Source organism: Streptomyces sp. JLYT201, from assembly GCF_059448825.1.
On sequence record NZ_CM182551.1, the window covers coordinates 4,133,981 to 4,152,017 of the forward strand.

General features: G+C 72.2%; 20 protein-coding genes and 1 pseudogene. 4 read left to right on the plus strand and 17 right to left on the minus strand.

Features of this window, described 5'->3' with window-relative positions; translation table 11 throughout:
- Window positions 1-16: 16 nt before the first annotated feature.
- Entirely contained in the window at window positions 17-673 is a 657-nt protein-coding gene (gene tsaB / locus AC5WAM_RS16645; protein ID WP_366789158.1) for a tRNA (adenosine(37)-N6)-threonylcarbamoyltransferase complex dimerization subunit type 1 TsaB, read from the minus strand.
- 102 nt (window positions 674-775) lie between these two features.
- Between tsaB and AC5WAM_RS16650 the strand changes: the two genes are divergently transcribed.
- Window positions 776-1,324: a hypothetical protein gene (locus tag AC5WAM_RS16650; protein WP_366789157.1), complete on the plus strand. Its 549-nt coding sequence runs from the start codon at window positions 776-778 to the stop codon at window positions 1,322-1,324.
- Window positions 1,325-1,329: 5 nt separating this feature from the next.
- Here AC5WAM_RS16650 and AC5WAM_RS16655 read toward each other — a convergent pair whose 3' ends face one another.
- The 6 genes and pseudogenes from AC5WAM_RS16655 to AC5WAM_RS16680 all read right to left on the minus strand — a co-directional run bounded on the left by AC5WAM_RS16655 (window position 1,330) and on the right by AC5WAM_RS16680 (window position 7,039).
- The gene (locus tag AC5WAM_RS16655; RefSeq protein ID WP_138961337.1) at window positions 1,330-1,509 is read right to left on the minus strand and encodes a hypothetical protein; all 180 of its coding nucleotides are present in this window, start codon (window positions 1,507-1,509) and stop codon (window positions 1,330-1,332) included.
- A gap of 343 nt (window positions 1,510-1,852) precedes the next feature.
- Entirely contained in the window at window positions 1,853-2,368 is a 516-nt protein-coding gene (tsaE, locus tag AC5WAM_RS16660) for a tRNA (adenosine(37)-N6)-threonylcarbamoyltransferase complex ATPase subunit type 1 TsaE (RefSeq protein WP_366789156.1), read from the minus strand.
- Window positions 2,346-3,586: pseudogene (locus AC5WAM_RS16665) on the minus strand (alpha/beta fold hydrolase); the annotation flags it as partial. The pseudogene AC5WAM_RS16665 and the gene tsaE, both read right to left, overlap by 23 nt.
- Window positions 3,587-3,599: 13 nt before the next feature.
- Entirely contained in the window at window positions 3,600-4,757 is a 1,158-nt protein-coding gene (gene alr, locus AC5WAM_RS16670; RefSeq protein WP_366789154.1) for an alanine racemase, read from the minus strand.
- A gap of 355 nt (window positions 4,758-5,112) precedes the next feature.
- Window positions 5,113-6,600 carry an NAD(P)H-hydrate dehydratase gene (locus AC5WAM_RS16675; protein ID WP_495523034.1) on the minus strand — a complete coding sequence of 496 codons (1,488 nt, stop codon included), beginning with the start codon at window positions 6,598-6,600 and terminating at the stop codon, window positions 5,113-5,115.
- 70 nt (window positions 6,601-6,670) lie between these two features.
- Window positions 6,671-7,039 carry a holo-ACP synthase gene (locus tag AC5WAM_RS16680; protein WP_495523035.1) on the minus strand — a complete coding sequence of 123 codons (369 nt, stop codon included), beginning with the start codon at window positions 7,037-7,039 and terminating at the stop codon, window positions 6,671-6,673.
- A gap of 93 nt (window positions 7,040-7,132) precedes the next feature.
- On the opposite strand from AC5WAM_RS16680, the gene coaA reads away from it, so the two are divergent.
- Both coaA and AC5WAM_RS16690 read left to right on the plus strand, forming a co-directional pair.
- On the plus strand, window positions 7,133-8,131 hold the full coding sequence (gene coaA / locus AC5WAM_RS16685) for a type I pantothenate kinase (protein ID WP_495523036.1): 999 nt from the start codon (window positions 7,133-7,135) through the stop codon (window positions 8,129-8,131).
- A gap of 55 nt (window positions 8,132-8,186) precedes the next feature.
- Window positions 8,187-9,137: a DUF389 domain-containing protein gene (locus AC5WAM_RS16690; protein ID WP_495523037.1), complete on the plus strand. Its 951-nt coding sequence runs from the start codon at window positions 8,187-8,189 to the stop codon at window positions 9,135-9,137.
- Between the two features lie 10 nt (window positions 9,138-9,147).
- Here the strand turns inward: AC5WAM_RS16690 and glmM are convergent, their stop codons facing one another.
- The 4 genes from glmM to AC5WAM_RS16710 all read right to left on the minus strand — a co-directional run bounded on the left by glmM (window position 9,148) and on the right by AC5WAM_RS16710 (window position 13,072).
- Window positions 9,148-10,506, minus strand: coding sequence for a phosphoglucosamine mutase (gene glmM / locus AC5WAM_RS16695; protein ID WP_366789151.1), 1,359 nt, complete (start codon window positions 10,504-10,506; stop codon window positions 9,148-9,150).
- 128 nt (window positions 10,507-10,634) lie between these two features.
- Window positions 10,635-11,150: a 30S ribosomal protein S9 gene (gene rpsI / locus AC5WAM_RS16700; RefSeq protein WP_138961328.1), complete on the minus strand. Its 516-nt coding sequence runs from the start codon at window positions 11,148-11,150 to the stop codon at window positions 10,635-10,637.
- Window positions 11,151-11,191: 41 nt separating this feature from the next.
- A complete protein-coding gene (gene rplM, locus AC5WAM_RS16705; protein WP_172384587.1) occupies window positions 11,192-11,635 on the minus strand; it encodes a 50S ribosomal protein L13 in 444 nt (147 codons plus the stop codon).
- Window positions 11,636-11,845: 210 nt separating this feature from the next.
- Window positions 11,846-13,072, minus strand: a complete 1,227-nt coding sequence (locus AC5WAM_RS16710) for a glycosyltransferase 87 family protein (RefSeq protein WP_495523038.1) — start codon at window positions 13,070-13,072, stop codon at window positions 11,846-11,848.
- Window positions 13,073-13,146: 74 nt separating this feature from the next.
- On the opposite strand from AC5WAM_RS16710, the gene AC5WAM_RS16715 reads away from it, so the two are divergent.
- Complete coding sequence (locus AC5WAM_RS16715) at window positions 13,147-13,995, plus strand: hypothetical protein (protein ID WP_366789149.1); 849 nt, start codon at window positions 13,147-13,149, stop codon at window positions 13,993-13,995.
- Window positions 13,996-14,016: 21 nt separating this feature from the next.
- Here AC5WAM_RS16715 and truA read toward each other — a convergent pair whose 3' ends face one another.
- The 6 genes from truA to rpmJ all read right to left on the minus strand — a co-directional run bounded on the left by truA (window position 14,017) and on the right by rpmJ (window position 17,989).
- The gene (gene truA, locus AC5WAM_RS16720; RefSeq protein WP_366789148.1) at window positions 14,017-14,871 is read right to left on the minus strand and encodes a tRNA pseudouridine(38-40) synthase TruA; all 855 of its coding nucleotides are present in this window, start codon (window positions 14,869-14,871) and stop codon (window positions 14,017-14,019) included.
- 136 nt (window positions 14,872-15,007) lie between these two features.
- Complete coding sequence (rplQ, locus tag AC5WAM_RS16725) at window positions 15,008-15,496, minus strand: 50S ribosomal protein L17 (RefSeq protein WP_138961324.1); 489 nt, start codon at window positions 15,494-15,496, stop codon at window positions 15,008-15,010.
- A gap of 137 nt (window positions 15,497-15,633) precedes the next feature.
- On the minus strand, window positions 15,634-16,656 hold the full coding sequence (locus tag AC5WAM_RS16730; RefSeq protein ID WP_016645160.1) for a DNA-directed RNA polymerase subunit alpha: 1,023 nt from the start codon (window positions 16,654-16,656) through the stop codon (window positions 15,634-15,636).
- Between the two features lie 178 nt (window positions 16,657-16,834).
- Window positions 16,835-17,239 carry a 30S ribosomal protein S11 gene (rpsK, locus tag AC5WAM_RS16735; protein ID WP_003948617.1) on the minus strand — a complete coding sequence of 135 codons (405 nt, stop codon included), beginning with the start codon at window positions 17,237-17,239 and terminating at the stop codon, window positions 16,835-16,837.
- A gap of 65 nt (window positions 17,240-17,304) precedes the next feature.
- Window positions 17,305-17,685 (minus strand): 30S ribosomal protein S13, encoded by a 381-nt coding sequence (gene rpsM / locus AC5WAM_RS16740; protein ID WP_138961323.1) that lies wholly within the window; start codon window positions 17,683-17,685, stop codon window positions 17,305-17,307.
- Between the two features lie 190 nt (window positions 17,686-17,875).
- Entirely contained in the window at window positions 17,876-17,989 is a 114-nt protein-coding gene (gene rpmJ, locus AC5WAM_RS16745; RefSeq protein ID WP_003948619.1) for a 50S ribosomal protein L36, read from the minus strand.
- Between the last annotated feature and the right edge of the window lie 48 nt (window positions 17,990-18,037).

The following is an 18,037-nucleotide window of genomic DNA, read 5'->3' on the forward strand; positions in this document are numbered from 1 at the left end:
TGGGTCGTCACGGTGGTCACTGGGGGGTGACCACCTTGTAGTTCTTGGGCACCTGCGCGTCCGGGCGGCGCAGGTACAGCGGGCGCGGCTCCAGGAGCTCCTCGCCCGCGGCCAGCCTCTCGGCGGCGAGCGCGGCCAGGGCCGCGGCCGCCACGTGCTCGGGCCCGCGGGCGTCGGGGAAGGTCTCCGGGTAGAGCGCGGCGCCCGCGCCGACGGCCGGAAGTCCGGCGACCTGCTCGGCGATGTCGGCGGGCCGGTCCACGGCGGGCCCCGCGACGCGCGTGCGCGGGTCCTCGTACCGGGCCCAGTAGACCTCCTTGCGGCGCGCGTCCGTGGCCACGACGAAGGGGCCGTCCTCGATCCCGGAGGCGTACGCCAGACCGTCGAGCGTGCACACCCCGTACACGGGCACGCCGAGCGCGAGGCCGAAGGTGTCGGCCGTCATCAGACCCACCCGCAGACCGGTGTACGGACCGGGGCCCACCCCGGTGACGACGGCGGTGACCGCGTCGAGTCTCACGCCCGCGTCGGCGAGGACGCGGTCGACGGCGGGCAGCAGCAGCTCACCGTGACGGCGCGCGTCGACCTGACTCGACTCGGCGACGACGGAGGTGCCGTCGTGCAGCGCGACGGTGACGGCGGGGGTTGCGGTATCCAGAGCGAGCAAGAGCACGCGAACAGCCTACGGCTCCGAGGCCCCGCGCACGGCCGCACCGGCCAGGGGTGCGCCTGCTGCTACCGTCACTCCATAGCCGTACGTAGGGAAGGTGGCTCAGTGTCCAGGACCAGCTCGGGATTCGTGGCCGGGCTCACCGCCGCCGCCCTCGCCGTGGTCGGATTCCTCGCCTACCAGGCCTCCGCGAGCGCGCCGGACGATCTGAACGCGCGGCCGGACAAGTCCCCCACGACCCCCACGAAGTCCCCCAAGGGCAAGGGCGGCTCGCTGGCCCTTCCGGACCGCTCGGGCACCGGCAAGCGGGTCGTGTACTCGCTGGAGGGCGACCGGGTCTGGCTGGTCGGCGACTCCGGCAAGGCGAAGCGCACGTACAAGGTCACGCCGAGCACCGTCGACCCCGAGCCCGGCACCTACGAGGTCACCTCGCGCCAGGGCCAGGTCACCGGTTCGGACGGCAGGCAGATCGAGCACGTCGTGCGCTTCACGACGGTCGACGGCATAACGGTCGGGTTCAGCGCGGCGCTCAACGGCTCCACGGAGAAGCCGGACCCGGCGAAGAAGACCGGCGGCATCCGCTCCTCCCGCGAGGACGGCAACGCGATGTGGGACTTCGCGACCATCGAGACGACGGTCGTCGTCGTCAAGTGACCCCGTTACGCGGCGTCGCGCCGCGGTTCGTCCACGGGGGCTTCCTGGGGCACAGGGGCGGCCGGAGGCGTGGAGACGGCGCTCGCGGCGGCGCACGACGCGAGCAGCTCGCGCATCGAGCAACTGGACGGCTGTGCCGTCAGCCCCTGCGGCCGGGGCTGTACGTCTCGTTCTGAAGCCGGCATGGACGCCTCCTGGGGCTTCGGGAGCAGACGTGGTTAGGTAGACCTAACCAGTACCGGTATCCATGTGAACACGCCCGGCACCCGCCACGCAACATCTTACCGACGCCTTGTCGGAAAATGTGGACGGCAACAATCCCCGGCCGGGCGGCATGGACGAACGACCGGGGCGGCGAGAACGAACCGAGCGGCCGGAGAACGACTCAGACGGCCCGGGGGGGGGTACGAACGGCCCGGAGAGACGCCCCCGGACGGCCAGGCAGGACGCCCCCAGACGGCCGAGCGGAACACAGCCTCGCGGGACGTCCCCAGACGGCCGGGCGGGACACGGCCGGGCGGGAAGGCCTCAGACGGCCAGGACGCTCAGATCGGCGTCCTGCCAGCGCGCCCCGATCCCGTGCACGGCGATCTCGCGTCCCTCGTCCGTGGTGTCTCCCACGGCCCGGTGGATGACCAGGTGCAGCCGGTCGTCCGACAGCTCCTCGACCTTGCCGTCGCCCCACTCGACGACGACCACGGAGTCGGGGAGGGACACGTCCAGGTCCAGGTCCTCCATCTCGTCGAGCCCGCCGCCCAGGCGGTACGCGTCGACGTGCACCAGGGCGGGGCCGTCGCCGAGCGGCGGGTGGACGCGGGCGATGACGAACGTCGGGGAGGTGACGGCACCGCGCACGCCGAGGCCCTCGCCGAGGCCGCGCGTCAGTGTCGTCTTGCCCGCGCCGAGCTCGCCGGTGAGCATGACGAGATCACCCGGGCGCAGGATCTTGGCCAGGCGGCGGCCCAACTCGCCCATCTGCTCCGGGGAGTTGACGGTGATCTTCAGGGTGGCGGCGGGGACGGCCGGGCTGTGCGGTGCTTCCATGGGCCCCACGGTAACCGGTCAGCCGGTGCCGACCGCGCCCGTCCGGGCCAGCAGGTCCGCCAGGCGGTCGGTGACCACCTCCGGGTGCTCCAGCATGACCAGGTGACCGGCGTCCGGCACCAGGACGAGCTCCGCGTCCGGCAGCAGATCGGCCATCACCTCGCTGTGCTCGCTCGGCGTGACCAGGTCCTTGTCCCCGGCGAGCACGAGCACGGGCAGCTCGGCGAAGTGCTTGAGGGCGTCCGCCTTGTCGTGCTCGGTGAACGCCGGGTAGAACTCCGCGACCACGTCGATCGGCGTGGACTCGATCATCCGCTCCGCGAACCGCGCGACCGCCGGGTCGACGTCCTTCGACGAGAACGAGTACCGCTTGATGATGCCCGCGAACAGGTCGGACGTGGCCCGCCGCCCGCGCTCCACCAGCTCGGCCTGCGAGCCGAGGGCCCGCAGGACGCCGGGCAGCACGCGCCGCACGGCGTTCACCCCCGCCACCGGGAGCCCGAAGTTGACTTCCCCGAGCCCGCCGGCGGACGTACCGACGAGTGCGACGCCGACCACGCGCTCGCGGATCAGCTCCGGGAACTGGTCGGCGAGGGCCATCGTCGTCATGCCGCCCATGGAGTGCCCGACGAGGACCAGCGGCCCCTCGGGCGCGGCCGCGTCGATGACGGCCTTCAGGTCCCGGCCGAGCCGGTCGATGGTGACCGGCTCGCGGTCGCGCAGCCGGGCCGCGCCGCGCCCCGAGCGCCCGTGGCTGCGCTGGTCCCAGTACACGGCCCGGACGACGCCCCGCAGGGCGGCGCGCTGGAAGTGCCAGGAGTCCTGGCTGAGGCAGTAGCCGTGGCTGAACACGACGGTGACGGGAGCGGGCGCCCGCCGCCCGAACAGCCGGCGCCGCCGAGCGGCCTGGGGACCCTCCGCACCCACCTCGTCGACTTCGAAGGCGAGCTCCGTGCCGTCGTCGGCGTACGCCTTGCCGGGCGTGCCGCGCAGTGAGCCGTACGGCCCCGAGGCGTCGAGGGCGAGGCGGGCCTTCTTGCGCATGCCGCGCCCGACCGTGAGCCGCTCGATGGCGACCCCGGCCGCGGCGCCCGCCGCGATGACTCCTATGGCGGCGCCCGCGACCCCGGCCCGCCGCCACGTCGTCACCGCGCCGCCCGGCCGTCCCGCCACCGCCTCGACCACCTCGGCGGCCGCCCCCGCGCTGCCCTCGCCCACGTGCCGCTCCTCTTCAGTCGCCGGTGCCCGGCCGCTCGTTCACATAGACGCGCGGGACGCGCGCGCCGATGCGCGTCACGATCTCGTACGCGATGGTGCCCGCGGCCCGCGCCCAGTCCTCGGCAGTGGGCTCCCCGCGGTCGCCGGGCCCGAAGAGCACCGCCTCCGCGCCGACCTCGGGCTCGTCGCCGCCGAGGTCCACCACGAACTGGTCCATGGCGATGCGTCCGGCGACGGTCCGCCACTTGCCGCCGACGAGCACCGGACCCGTGCCGGAGGCGTGCCGCGGGATGCCGTCCCCGTAGCCCGCGGGCACCAGGCCCAGGGTCGTCTCGCCCGCCGTGGTGTAGAGGTGCCCGTAGCTCACCCCGTGCCCCGCCGGGGCGCGCTTCACATGGGCCAGGGCCGCGGCGACCGTCATCACCGGACGCAGCCCGAAGTCCTCGGGCGTCCCGATCTCGGGGCTGGGCGAGACCCCGTACATGGCGATGCCGGGCCGCACCAGGTCGAAGTGCGTCTCGGGCAGGGTGAGCGTGGCCGGGGAGTTGGCTATGTGCCGCACCTCGGGGCGGAGTCCCGCCTCCTCGGCGTACCCGACCATGGCGCGGAACGTGTCCAGCTGCGGCGCGATCGACGGATGCCCCGGCTCGTCGGCGCAGGCGAAGTGCGACCACAGGCCCGTGACCTTCACCAGGCCCTCGGCCTCCGCGCGCAGGGCCTCGCCCACGAGCTCCGGCCAGTCGTCGGGCATGCACCCGTTGCGCCCGAGACCGGTGTCGGCCTTGAGCTGCACCCGGGCCGTACGCCCGGCGGCCCGCGCGGCGGCGACGACCTCGGCCAGGGCCTGCACCCGGCTCACCGACACGTCGATGTCCGCCTCGACGGCCTCCCGCCAGGGCGACCCCGGCGTCCACAGCCAGCACATCAAGCGCCCGCCGACACCCGCGGCCCGCAGCGCGAGCGCCTCCTCCGGCGTGGCGGTGCCGACCCAGTCGGCCCCCGCGTCCAACGCGGCCTTGGCGCACGGCACCATTCCGTGCCCGTACCCGTCCGCCTTCACGACGGCCATGAACGCGGCCCCGGGCGCGTGGGCACGAAGCGCCCGCACGTTGGCCCGAAGGGCAGCGAGGTCGATCTCAGCGCGCACACGCGGCAGTGCAGTATCAGTCATCGTCGAACAGTCTCTCAGAGCGGCGGAGAAGGACGACGGCACGGGATCCCACCGAGCAAGCCACCACGCACGGAAAGCCGCCGACGCACGCAGGGAGGGAGGGAGCGCCCGGTCCACCGGCGGAAAGCCGCCGACGAAACGTGAGGGGACGCACCGGTATGTCCGCCCGGAGCACCCCGAGTACACCGCGTCGGGCGGGGAAGCCGTCCCGCGCAGATGACGGCGAGGACGGACATACCGGGGCGGCCCCGCCCCACCACGGCCGGACGGCACACCCCGACGCGCCCGCGGCCGGACGGCACACCCCCGAGAACGGACGGACGGACGACACACCCCAGAAAGGCGGCGCCCCGCGCTAGCCCCGCCGCACATCCCGCCAGGCCGCAGGAACGGCCTCCGCCACGTCCTGCGCGCCCACCGGCGCCCCCTCCGCCGCGAACCGCCCCGCGAGCCCGTGCAGAAACGCCCCCACGGCCCCCGCGTCCCGAGCCCCGAGCCCCGCCGCGAGCAGCGCCCCGGCCAGCCCCGACAGCACGTCCCCGCTCCCCGCGGTGGCCAGCCACCCGGTGCCCGTCGGATTGACCCGTACGACGCCCCCGCCGGCCCCGGCGACCAGCGTCGTGGACCCCTTGAGCAGCACCGTGGCCCCGTACCGCCCGGCCAGCTCCCGCACCGCGTCGAGCCGGGCCGCCTCGACCTCCGCCCGCCCCACCCCGAGCAGCGCGGCCGCCTCCCCCGCGTGCGGCGTGAGCAGCGTCGGCGCGCCCCGCTTCCGCACGGCCGAGGCGTCCGCGAGCCGCAGCCCGTCCGCGTCGATGAGCACGGGCACCTCCGCGGCGACCACGTCCCGCAGCCGCTCCCCCGCGTCCCCGTGCCCGTCCCCGAGCCCCGGCCCCACCACCCAGGCCTGCACGCGCCCGGCCCGGGGCACCGGCCCGGCCGACACCAGCGTCTCGGGGAAGCGGGCGATGACGGCGTCCGCGGCGGGCCCCACGTACCGCACGGCCCCGGCGCCCCCGCGCAGCGCTCCGGCGACGGTGAGGACGGCCGCGCCCGGGTAGCGGGCGGACCCGGCGACGACCCCGAGGACCCCGCGCCGGTACTTGTCGCTCTCGGCCCCCGGCACCGGAAGAAGCCGCTCCACATCGGCGTACTGCAAGGCCTCCACCGCGGGCGCGTACGCGGAGAGTTCACCGCCGAGCCCGATGTCCACGAGCCGCAGGGCCCCGGCGTACTCCCGGGCGGGATCGACGAGGAGCCCCGGCTTGTACGCCCCGAACGTCACGGTCGCGTCCGCGCGCACGGCCGGGCCGCGCACTTCGCCGGTGTCGGCGTCGACCCCGCTCGGCAGGTCGACGGCCACGACCAGGGCCCCGGACTCCTCGGCGGCACGGGCGAGTTCGGCGGCGCCGGGCCGCAGGCCGCCCTTGCCGCCGATGCCCACGATCCCGTCGACGACGAGATCGGCACCCGAGAGGGAAGCGAACGCGGCGTCGGCCGCGGCACCAGAGCCGGAACCGGCCCCCGAGCCGTCGACGACCCGCCCCCCGGCCCCCCGCAACGCCGCGAGCCCGCCCGCATGGGCCCGCTCGGGCGAGAGCAGCACGGCCGTCACCCCGGCCCCGCGCCGAGCGAGCCGCGCCCCGGCGTAGAGCGCGTCACCGCCGTTGTCGCCGCTGCCGACCAGGAGCGCGACACGCGCCCCGTACACCTTCCCGAGCAACTGCCCGCAGGCCACAGCGAGCCCCGCCGCGGCCCGCTGCATCAACGCCCCTTCGGGAACCCGCGCCATCAGCGCGCGCTCGGCCGACCGTACGTCCTCCACGCGATACGCAGTACGCATCCACCAAGTCTCGCGCACACCGCGCACACCGGCAGCACCGCGGAACGAGGGCGGCGGAGCGCGGCCCGGGCTACCCCTCGGCGACGACGACCGCGGAGGCCACCCCCGCGTCATGGCTCAGGGAGACGTGCCACCCGCGCACCCCCAGGGCCTCGGCCCGCGCGGCCACGGTCCCGGAGACCCGAAGCCGGGGCTGCCCGGACTCCTCCACGTACACCTCGGCGTCGGTCCAGCGCAGCCCGGGCGGCGCACCCAGGGCCTTGGCCAAAGCCTCCTTGGCGGCGAACCGGGCGGCGAGCGAGGCGACGCCGCGCCGCTCCCCGCCGGACAGATACAACTCCCGCTCCACGAAGAGCCGTTCCCGCATCCCCGGCGTCCGCTCCAGGGAGGCCGCGAACCGATCGATCTCGGCCACGTCGATGCCCACACCAATAATCACGGCGGCAGCTAATCACGGCGCCCCGGCGCCGGAGCCGCACGGGGGTGACACACCCCACCCGCACGGACGTTCAAACTGCCGTAACAATGGACTGTGATCTCTTTGGTCTCCTCGCCGCCACGGGGCGCCAACCGGCACAAGCCGGAGGCGACCCCTTACGTCGACCTCACCCGTTCCGAGTGGAGCGCGCTGCGCGAAAAGACGCCGCTGCCCCTGACCGCCGCCGAGCTGGAGAAGCTGCGCGGCCTCGGCGACGTCATCGACCTCGATGAGGTGCGGGACATCTACCTCCCGCTCTCCCGCCTCCTCAACCTCTACGTGGGCGCCACCGACGGCCTGCGCGGAGCGCTCAACACCTTCCTGGGCGACACCGGTGAGAAGGGCTCCCAGTCGGGCACGCCCTTCGTCATAGGGGTCGCGGGCTCCGTCGCCGTGGGCAAGTCGACGGTGGCGCGGCTGCTCCAGGCCCTGCTCTCGCGCTGGCCCGAGCACCCGCGCGTGGAGCTGGTGACCACGGACGGCTTCCTGCTGCCCACCAAGGAGCTCCAGGCGCGCGGCCTGATGTCGCGCAAGGGCTTCCCCGAGTCGTACGACCGCAGGGCGCTGACCCGCTTCGTCGCCGACATCAAGGCGGGCAAGGACGAGGTGACGGCGCCGGTCTACTCCCACCTGATCTACGACATCGTGCCCGGCCGGCGCCTGACGGTCCGCCGCCCGGACATCCTCATCGTCGAGGGGCTGAACGTGCTCCAGCCCGCCCTGCCCGGCAAGGACGGCCGCACCCGCGTGGGCCTGGCCGACTACTTCGACTTCAGCGTGTACGTCGACGCCCGCGCCGAGGACATCGAGCGCTGGTACCTGAACCGGTTCCGCAAGCTGCGCGAGACGGCCTTCCAGAACCCGTCGTCGTACTTCCGGAAGTACACCCAGGTCTCCGAGGAGGAGGCCCTCGACTACGCCCGCACCACCTGGCGGACCATCAACAAGCCGAACCTGGTGGAGAACGTGGCGCCCACGCGCGGCCGCGCCACGCTCATCATCCGCAAGGGCCCCGACCACAAGGTGCGACGGCTCAGCCTGCGCAAGCTCTGAACCGGCCCGCGCCCACTCTGAAGGGGACGCGTCAGCGGGGCGTTAAGGTGCGGGCATGCTCCATCTGCGCCTGATCACCCCGGCGGACCGGACGGACGCCGTGGTGCGTCTGATCGAGAAGACGCCCGGCACGACCCACCTCGCCGTCGTGCCGGGCGCGGCCCGCAACCCGTCGGGTGACATCGTGATGTGCGACGTGGCCCGGGAGGCGGGCGACGAACTGCTCGGCGGCCTGCGCGCCCTGGAGATCGACAAGCACGGCTCGATCGCCCTGGAGAACATCGACCTGTCGCTGTCCCTGCGCGCCGACAAGGCGGAGGACGAGGCGCCGGGCGAGGGCGCGGACGCGGTCCTGTGGGAGCACCTGGCGGACGCCACGCACGAGGAGTCCACGCTCTCCGTCACGTACGTCGCCTTCATCACGCTCGCCACGATGATCGCCGCCTGCGGCGTCGTCCTCGACAACGCGATCCTCATCGTGGGCGCGATGGCGGTGGGCCCGGAGTTCGGCCCGCTCGCGGGCTTCTGCACGGCGCTCGTGCAGCGCGCCCCGCGCCTGGTGCTGCGCTCCCTGATCGCGCTGATCGCGGGCTTCGCGATCGCCATGGCGGTCACGGTGGCCTTCAGCTTCTTCATGGACGCGGTCGATCTCTTCGACCGGGCGGCGCTGGAGGCCAAGCGCCCCAACACCAACTTCATCTACCGGCCCGACTGGTTCTCCTTCGTCGTGGCCGTCCTCGCGGGCGCGGCGGGCACCCTCTCGCTGACGTCGGCGAAGTCGGGCGCGCTCGTGGGCGTCGCCATCTCGGTGACGACGGTCCCGGCGGCGGCGAACGCCGCGGTGGCCTTCAGCTACGACGAGTACCGCCAGGCCTGGGGCTCCACCGAGCAGCTCCTGCTCAATCTGCTCGGCATCGTCCTCGCCGGTACGTTCACGCTGCTCGCCCAGAAGCTGCTCTGGGCCCGGCAGCGCGAACGCACCGCGAAGAAGTTCGGCCTTCCCTAGCCGGCCTTCCCTAGCCGAGCGCGGACTTCACCACGTCCGCGAGGCGCCCGGCCACCGAGCGGGCCTGCTCGATGTCGGCGGCCTCCACCATCACGCGCACCAGCGGCTCGGTGCCGGAGGGGCGCAGCAGCACCCGGCCGGTCTCGCCGAGCTCGCGCTCGGCGTCGGCGACCGCGGTGGCCAGCTCCGTCGAGGTCCCCACCCGGGCCCGGTCCACGTCCGGCACGTTGATGAGGACCTGCGGCAGGCGCTCCATGACGGCGGCCAGGTCCTTGAGGCTGCGGCCGGTCTCGGCGACGCGGGCCGCGAGCAGCAGGCCGGTGAGGGTGCCGTCGCCGGTGGTGGCGTGGTCCAGGGCGATGACGTGCCCGGACTGCTCGCCGCCGAGCGCGTAGCCGCTGGCCTTCATCTCCTCCAGGACGTACCGGTCGCCGACGGCGGTCTGGACGAACTTCAGGCCCTCGCGCTCCATGGCGAGCTTGAAGCCCAGGTTCGACATGACCGTGGCGACAACGGTGTCGCGGCGCAGCACCCCGCGCTCGCGCATGCCGAGCGCGAGCACGGCGAGGATCTGGTCGCCGTCGACCTCGGCGCCCGTGTGGTCCACGGCGAGGCAGCGGTCGGCGTCGCCGTCGTGCGCGATGCCCAGGTCGGCGCCGTGCTCGACGACGGCAGCCCGGAGCAGCTCCAGATGGGTCGAGCCGCAGCCCTCGTTGATGTTCAGGCCGTCGGGGGACGCGCCGATGGTGACGATCTCGGCGCCCGCGCGCGCGAAGGCCTCCGGGGAGACCCGGGCGGCGGCGCCGTGCGCCTCGTCCAGGACGATCCGCAGCCCGTCGAGGCGGTTCGGCAGCACGCCGATCAGATGCGCCACGTACTGGTCGAGCCCCTGGTCGTACGAGGTGACCCGGCCGACCCCGGCACCGGTGGGCCGCTCCCAGGGAGCGCCGGTGCGGTGCTCCTCGTAGACGGACTCGATGCGGTCCTCCAGGTCGTCGGCCAGCTTGTGGCCGCCGCGCGCGAAGAACTTGATGCCGTTGTCGGGCATGGCGTTGTGGCTGGCGGACAGCATCACGCCGAGGTCGGCGCCGAGCGCGGCGGTGAGATGGGCCACCGCGGGGGTGGGCAGCACACCGACGCGCAGGACGTCCACGCCCGCGCTCGCCAGGCCCGCGACGACCGCGGCCTCCAGGAACTCCCCGGACGCGCGCGGGTCACGCCCCACCACCGCTGTCGGGCGATGGCCCTCGAAGGTGCCCGCTTCGGCGAGCACGTGCGCCGCGGCGACCGAGAGACCGAGCGCGAGCTCCGCCGTCAGATCGGCGTTGGCGACACCGCGCACACCGTCCGTGCCGAAGAGTCGTCCCACTGCTGTCCTCCGAACATTCCGACATTCCGAGCGTCCACCCCGGATCGACGGGGCGCTGATAAACGAAACGCCCCGGCAGCACACAGGGTGCCGCCGAGGCGTTCGTGAGTACTAGCAGGCAGCGATGTTTAGCGCTTGCTGTACTGCGGGGCCTTGCGGGCCTTCTTGAGACCGGCCTTCTTGCGCTCGACCGCACGGTCGTCGCGCTTGAGGAAGCCGGCCTTCTTGAGGGCGCCGCGGTTGTTGTCCACGTCGGCCTCGTTCAGGGCACGGGCCACGCCGAGGCGCAGGGCGCCGGCCTGACCGGAGACACCGCCACCCGCGATGCGGGCGACGACGTCGTAGCGGCCCTCGAGCTCGAGGACCTTGAACGGCTCGTTGACTTCCTGCTGGTGCACCTTGTTGGGGAAGTAGTCCTCAAGGGTGCGACCGTTGATCTTCCACTTGCCGGTGCCCGGGACGATCCGGACGCGGGCGATCGCGTTCTTGCGACGGCCCAGGCCGGCGGCCGGCTGCGGGTCGCCGAAGCGCGCGGCGTTCGACTCCGAGGTGTACTCGCCCTCGACGGGCGCCTCGGACTCGGTGGTGTAGTGCTCGATGTCGACAGTCTCGTCGATCGGCTGCTCGGCGGTGGTCTCGGCCACGATGCTCCTCAGATTCTTTCAGGCTTAGGGGGTGGCCGGACTTACTGCGCGACCTGGGTGATCTCGAACGGCTGCGGCTGCTGCGCGCCGTGCGGGTGCTGGTCACCCTTGTAGACCTTCAGCTTCGAGAGCATCTGACGGCCCAGCGAGTTCTTCGGGAGCATGCCCTTGACGGCCTTCTCGACGGCCTTCTCGGGGTTCTTCTCGAGCAGCTCGTCGTAGCGCACCGAACGGAGGCCGCCCGGGTAGCCGGAGTGGCGGTACGCCATCTTCTGGGTCTTCTTGTTGCCGGACAGGTGCACCTTGTCGGCGTTGATGATGATGACGAAGTCACCGGTGTCAACGTGGGGCGCGTAGATCGGCTTGTGCTTGCCGCGCAGGAGAGAGGCGGCGGTGGTCGCCAGACGTCCCAGGACGATGTCCTGGGCGTCGATGACGTGCCACTGACGGGTCACGTCGCCGGGCTTGGGGCTGTACGTACGCACTTCGTAGCCTTCGCTTCTTCAGTGGATGGGGTCCAGACACACGGCACCCAGGAAGCGATCATGCAGCTGGGGCTCACAATGCCGGGGACGCTGCCCGTATGCGAGCCACTGGTAACTGCTCCAGGGAACCTACGTATGGGCCCTTTCGCGTGAGAACGAGGAAGCCAATACGTATCAGTCCCCGAGACTACCCGCGCCGCCCCGTATGGGTCAAAACGCGGCCCTGGATGCCGGCACCGGCGACTCCACCGCCTCGGGCGGTCCTGCCGGTCCTGCGTCATCCACAGTAACCGCCCTCGGCCGCAGACAGCACCGCGCGACCGCGAAGGCCAGCACACAGAGCGTGACGCAATCCTTGAAGGCCCGCCGCACCCCCGGTTCAAGACCCACCCACGCGAACCCGGGCACCTGCGGCACGAGGGCCACCCAGAACCCGGCCCCCCGCACCACGGCCCCCGCCTCCCCCGCCCCCGCGAGCAGCAGCGGCACCACGACCAGCAGATAGTGGTCGTACGAGGGCCGGGACACCAGGAACGCCGCCAGCATCAGGGCCACGGCCGTCTCCACCACCCGCCCGGCCCCCGCGTCCCCGCGCGCCCACCGCCGCCACGCACACGCCACCCCCACCACGGCCCCGAGCCCCGCCACCAGCGAAGCCGCGGCACCCGGCACCCCCAGGCGCGGAAGCACGGCCGCGGGCGAGGCCTCGTAGAGCCGTACGAAGCTGTCGCCGCCGCGCAGGAGGAAGGGGAGCGTACGGGTGAGGAAGCCCGCCGGGTCGGGCAGCAGGAGCGCCGCGGCGGCGGAGACCGCGACCGGCACCCCCACGGCGATCCCCAGCTCCCGCCACCGCCGCGCGAAGACGAAGAGGAGCAGCACCGGCACCAGGAGCGGCTTCACGGCCACCGCGACCCCGAGCACCGCCCCCGCCCGCCCCCACCGGCCCCGGCACACGCACAGCAGCGCCAGCGGCAGCGCGGCCGCCGACGCCACGGTCCAGTTCCCGAGCTCCACCAGGTGTCCGAAGGGCGCGAAGCCCAGGGCGAGGCCGAGCAGGCCGAAGACCGCGAGGCGGCTCCTGAACGGCACCCCGTGGATACGCAGCGCGGCCGCCCAGCCGCCCGCGAGGGCCCCCACCACCCCCAGCGGCACGAGGAACCGCACCACCCCCTGCGGAAGGACGGCCTGCGGCGCCGCCGCGAGCACGGCCCCCGGGAGGTACAGGAAGTGCCGGTCCGCGTACGGAGAGCGCCCCTCCAGCCAGGCCCCGGCCGCCCGCACCACGATCCCGTTGTCCATGCCGCCGTCCGGCACGCGGCAGGCGACGCGCAGCACGAGCGCGCCGAGGACCACCCCGAGCACCGCCCACGCCTGCCATGCGGCGGGCCGCAGCCACCACCCCGTACCACCGGAAACATCACATTTGCCCGCGTTCATGCGGCTCAGGCTAGGGCGAGAACCCGCCCCGGCCCCGGCTCAACATCCCCACCGCCCCGTCTAAGATGCCGCGCATGAGCTTTGGGCAAGGGGGACCTCAGTGGGGTCCGGGGGGCTCACCGACCCCGGACTGGGCGGCACTGGCCGAAGCGTCCGAGAAGCGCGCCCGCCGCCGCAAATGGCTCCTCCTGGGCGGCGGTGCCCTCGCCACCGTCGGCGTCGCCACGGCCGTGGCCGTCGCCGTCGTCTCCGCGAACGGCGACGACGCCGCAGCCTCCAACAAGCCCGCGAGCGAGCTGCCCTCGTCCCCGGACATCCCCGGCGCCTCCTCGGCACCGGAGCCGTCCTTCGAGGCGACCACTCCCCCGCCCCCGCCGGACCCGAAGGACTACATCTCCGACGCGGACAAGGACAAGGCGCCCCTGAGCGCCGCGATCCTCTTCCCCGGCACGAAGCTGACCTCCGGCGACAAGGTCTACAAGAAGGGCGCCACCGCCGACACCAAGCACTGCGCCTCGGTGACCCAGCCGGTCCTCGGCCGGATCCTCACCACGAACAAGTGCACCCGGCTGATGCGCGTCACCTACGCCCGCCGCGGCATCGCCGTCACCGTCGGCGTGGCCGTCTTCGACACCGAGGCCCGGGCCGCCAAGGTCAAGAAGCAGGCCGACGAGGGCCTGGTCACCTCGCTGCCCGGCAAGGGCATCGCCACGTTCTGCCGCACGGCCGTCTGCCGCGGCACGTACAACGCGTACGGCCGCTACGCGTACTTCACGACGACCGGCTTCCTCGGCGGCAAGGACGTCACGGAGAAGGACCGCAAGGCGTACGAGGTCGGCGACGACCTCGCCCGCTTCGCGTTCAACCAGATCAACCGCCGGGGCGAGGCGCAGGCGTCGGCCGCCGCCAACAACCCCGAGTAGAACGAACGCTCTATCCAGAGCTCAGCAACAACCCGCCGACGGCAGCGACCGCTTGTTCCGCGCCTCCGCGCTGCGCGCCGCGAGCAGCTCGTCCGCCGGATAGCCGACCTCTTCGAGCGTGAGCCCGTGCGGCCGCACCACGTGCACCGCCGAATCCCGCACCCCGGCCGCGAGCACCTTGCCCGGCCAGTCCGGCGGCCGGTGCCCGTCCCCCACGAACAGCATGGCCCCCACCAGGGACCGCACCATGTTGTGGCAGAAGGCGTCCGCCCGCACGGTCGCTTCGAGGATCCCGTCGGGGCGCCGCTCCCAGCGCAGCTCCTGGAGCGTGCGGATGGTCGTCGCGCCCTCGCGCCGCTTGCAGTACGCGGCGAAGTCGTGCTCGCCGACGAGCGCCTGCGCGGCCTCGTTCATCGCGTCCAGGTCCAGCGTCCAGTCGTGCCACAGGACGTGGCCGCGCAGCAGCGGATCGACGCCGCCGGGGTGATCGGTCACGCGGTACGCGTACCGCCGCCAGATCGCCGAGAACCGCGCGTTGAACCCGGCCGGGGCCTTCTCCGCCCGCCAGATCCGCACGTCGTGCGGCAGCCGTCCGGCGAGCCGCCGCAGCAGCTTCTCGCGGTGCTCGGCCCACAGGCTCTCCGGCAGGTCGACGTGCGCGACCTGGCCGCGCGCGTGCACCCCGCTGTCGGTCCGCCCCGCCACGGTCAGCTCGTACGTCTCGCTCGACCGCGTGACCGTGCGCAGCGCGTCCTCGATCTCGCCCTGGACGGTCCGCTGGCCTTCGCGCTGCTTCGCCCACCCGGAAAAGTCCCGGCCGTCGTACGACAGGTCAAGCCGCACCCGGACGAACCCGGGCTTCACTTCCTCACTCACACCGCAATCCTCTCAGGCACACGAAAGCGGGCCCGCCCCGAAGGGGACGGGCCCGCGGCGCCCTGAAGGGGCGCGGGGAACTGCGCGACCAGCCACGACGGGGCCGCAGCCGACGACGCGCAGTACCCGAGAACGCTTACGCGTCCTTCGACTCCTCGGCAGCCTCTTCGCCCTTGGTCGTGTCGACCTTGGCGTCAGAAACCTCGGCGTCCTTAGCGGCGCGCTTCGTGGCCGCCTCGGCCTCACCGGTGGCCTGCTGGGCCACGGTCAGGGCCTCCACCAGCTCGATGACGGCCATGGGCGCGTTGTCGCCACGGCGGTTACCGATCTTGGTGATACGGGTGTAGCCACCCGGGCGGTTCTCGTAGCGCGGGCCGATCTCGGCGAAGAGCGTGTGGACGACGCTCTTGTCCGTGATGACCTGGAGCACCTGACGGCGGTTGTGAAGGTCGCCCTTCTTCGCCTTGGTGACCAGACGCTCCGCGAACGGGCGCAGGCGGCGGGCCTTCGCCTCGGTCGTGGTGATGCGGCCGTGCTCGAAGAGATCCTTGGCGAGGTTCGCCAGCATCAGCTTCTCGTGCGCGGCGCTGCCGCCCAGACGGGCACCCTTGGTGGGCTTCGGCATGGTGTTTCTCCTAGTGATCTGCCCCGGCCGTATCAGGTACCGGGGTCAGCGGCACCCGCGCCCCGTAAGGGGCGCGGGGAACTGCGCGAGCAACCACAACGCGCGCGCAGCCGAAATCAGACCGTCGGGCCCGAGCGCTAGTACTGCTCGGTCTCGACGAACCCGGCGTCCGCGTCGTCGTCGGCGCCGAAGGCGTCGGCCGCGGCGGTCGGGTCGAATCCGGGCGGGCTGTCCTTGAGGGCCAGACCCATCCCGTTGAGCTTCATCTTGACCTCGTCGATGGACTTCGCACCGAAGTTGCGGATGTCCAGGAGGTCGGCCTCGGAGCGGGCGACGAGCTCACCCACGGAGTGGATGCCCTCACGCTTGAGGCAGTTGTAGGAGCGGACCGTGAGCTCCAGCTCCTCGATCGGCAGCGCCAGGTCGGCGGCGAGCGCGGCGTCCGTCGGGGACGGACCCATGTCGATGCCCTCGGCGTCGATGTTGAGCTCGCGGGCCAGACCGAACAGCTCGACCAGGGTCTTGCCGGCGGACGCCATGGCGTCGCGCGGGCGCATGGCCTGCTTGGTCTCGACGTCGACGATCAGCTTGTCGAAGTCGGTGCGCTGCTCGACTCGGGTGGCCTCGACCTTGTAGGTCACCTTGAGGACCGGCGAGTAGATGGAGTCGACCGGGATGCGGCCGATCTCCTGGCCGACCTGCTTGTTCTGCACGGCGGAGACGTAGCCGCGACCGCGCTCGACGGTCAGCTCCATCTCCAGCTTGCCCTTGCCGTTGAGCGTGGCGAGGACGAGGTCGGGGTTGTGCACCTCGACACCGGCCGGCGGCGCGATGTCGGCGGCGGTGACCAGACCCGGGCCCTGCTTGCGCAGGTACATCACGACCGGCTCGTCGTGCTCCGAGGAGACGACCAGCTGCTTGATGTTGAGGATGAGGTCGGTGACGTCCTCCTTGACGCCCGGCACGGTGGTGAACTCGTGCAGGACACCGTCGATGCGGATGGACGTGACCGCCGCACCCGGGATCGAGGAGAGGAGCGTACGACGCAGGGAGTTGCCGAGGGTGTAACCGAAGCCCGGCTCCAGCGGCTCGATGACGAACCGGGAACGGAACTCGTCGACGACCTCTTCGGTCAACGAGGGACGCTGAGCGATCAGCATGAAGCGATTCCTTCAGTCAGGGGCACCCACTATTTGATGCCCTGAGTAGTACAAGGGTACGGGCGGTACGGCCCGAAAGAGCCGTACCGCCCGAAAACCTCAAGTCAAGCGACGTATGAACGTCAGACGCGACGGCGCGGGTCACCTCCGCTCGCGCGGAGAGCGCCGTCACACAGCGTCAGACGCGACGGCGCTTGGGCGGACGGCAGCCGTTGTGCGGGGTCGGCGTGACGTCCTGGATCGAACCGACCTCGAGGCCCGTGGCCTGGAGGGAGCGGATCGCGGTCTCGCGGCCGGAGCCCGGACCCTTCACGAAGACGTCGACCTTGCGCATGCCGTGCTCCTGCGCGCGACGCGCGGCCGACTCGGCGGCCATCTGCGCGGCGAACGGGGTGGACTTGCGCGAGCCCTTGAAGCCGACGTGGCCGGCGGAGGCCCAGGAGATCACGTTGCCGGTCGGGTCCGTGATGGACACGATCGTGTTGTTGAACGTGCTCTTGATGTGCGCGTGGCCGTGAGCGACGTTCTTCTTTTCCTTGCGGCGCACCTTCTTGGCAGCGCCCTGACGACCCTTGGGGGGCATCTTTAACTCCTACGGGAGGTGGTCGGTCCTGCAGCGTCAGCTGTCGATAGACCGCTGAGCGAGGACTACTTCTTGCCCGGCTTCTTCTTACCGGCGATGGCGCGACGCGGGCCCTTGCGGGTGCGAGCGTTGGTGCTGGTGCGCTGACCGCGGACGGGCAGGCCACGACGGTGGCGCAGACCCTGGTAGCAGCCGATCTCGACCTTGCGGCGGATGTCGGCCTGGATCTCGCGACGGAGGTCACCCTCGGTCTTGACGTTCTGGTCCACGTACTCGCGGATCTTGACGAGGTCTTCCTCGGTCAGGTCGCGAACACGGGTGTTGCGGTCGACACCAGTGGCGTCCAGCGTCTGCTGGGACAGCGTCCGGCCGATGCCGAACACGTAGGTGAGGGCGACCTCGATGCGCTTGTCGCGCGGGAGGTCAACACCTTCAACGCGTGCCATTCATGGCTCCTGTGAATCTACGGAGGTCTTCAGCAGAACCGCTCCCAGCCGCCGTATGAGGTACGTACTGGGTCCCCGGCCTCCGACCGGGGGTGTCGCCCTCCATTACCTGATGGACCTAGAGAGGGACGGGTCCTGCATATGTGCTGTTACGTGCGTCGCGCGAAAATCTGCGAGTGCAGTAGGTGCGTCAGCCCTGGCGCTGCTTGTGGCGCGGGTTGTCGCAAATGATCATGACCCGGCCGTGACGGCGGATCACCCTGCACTTGTCGCAGATCTTCTTGACGCTCGGCTTGACCTTCATGGGTGTGAGGTTCTCCGGGTCAGTGCCACCACCCCGCCGGAGCGGGAT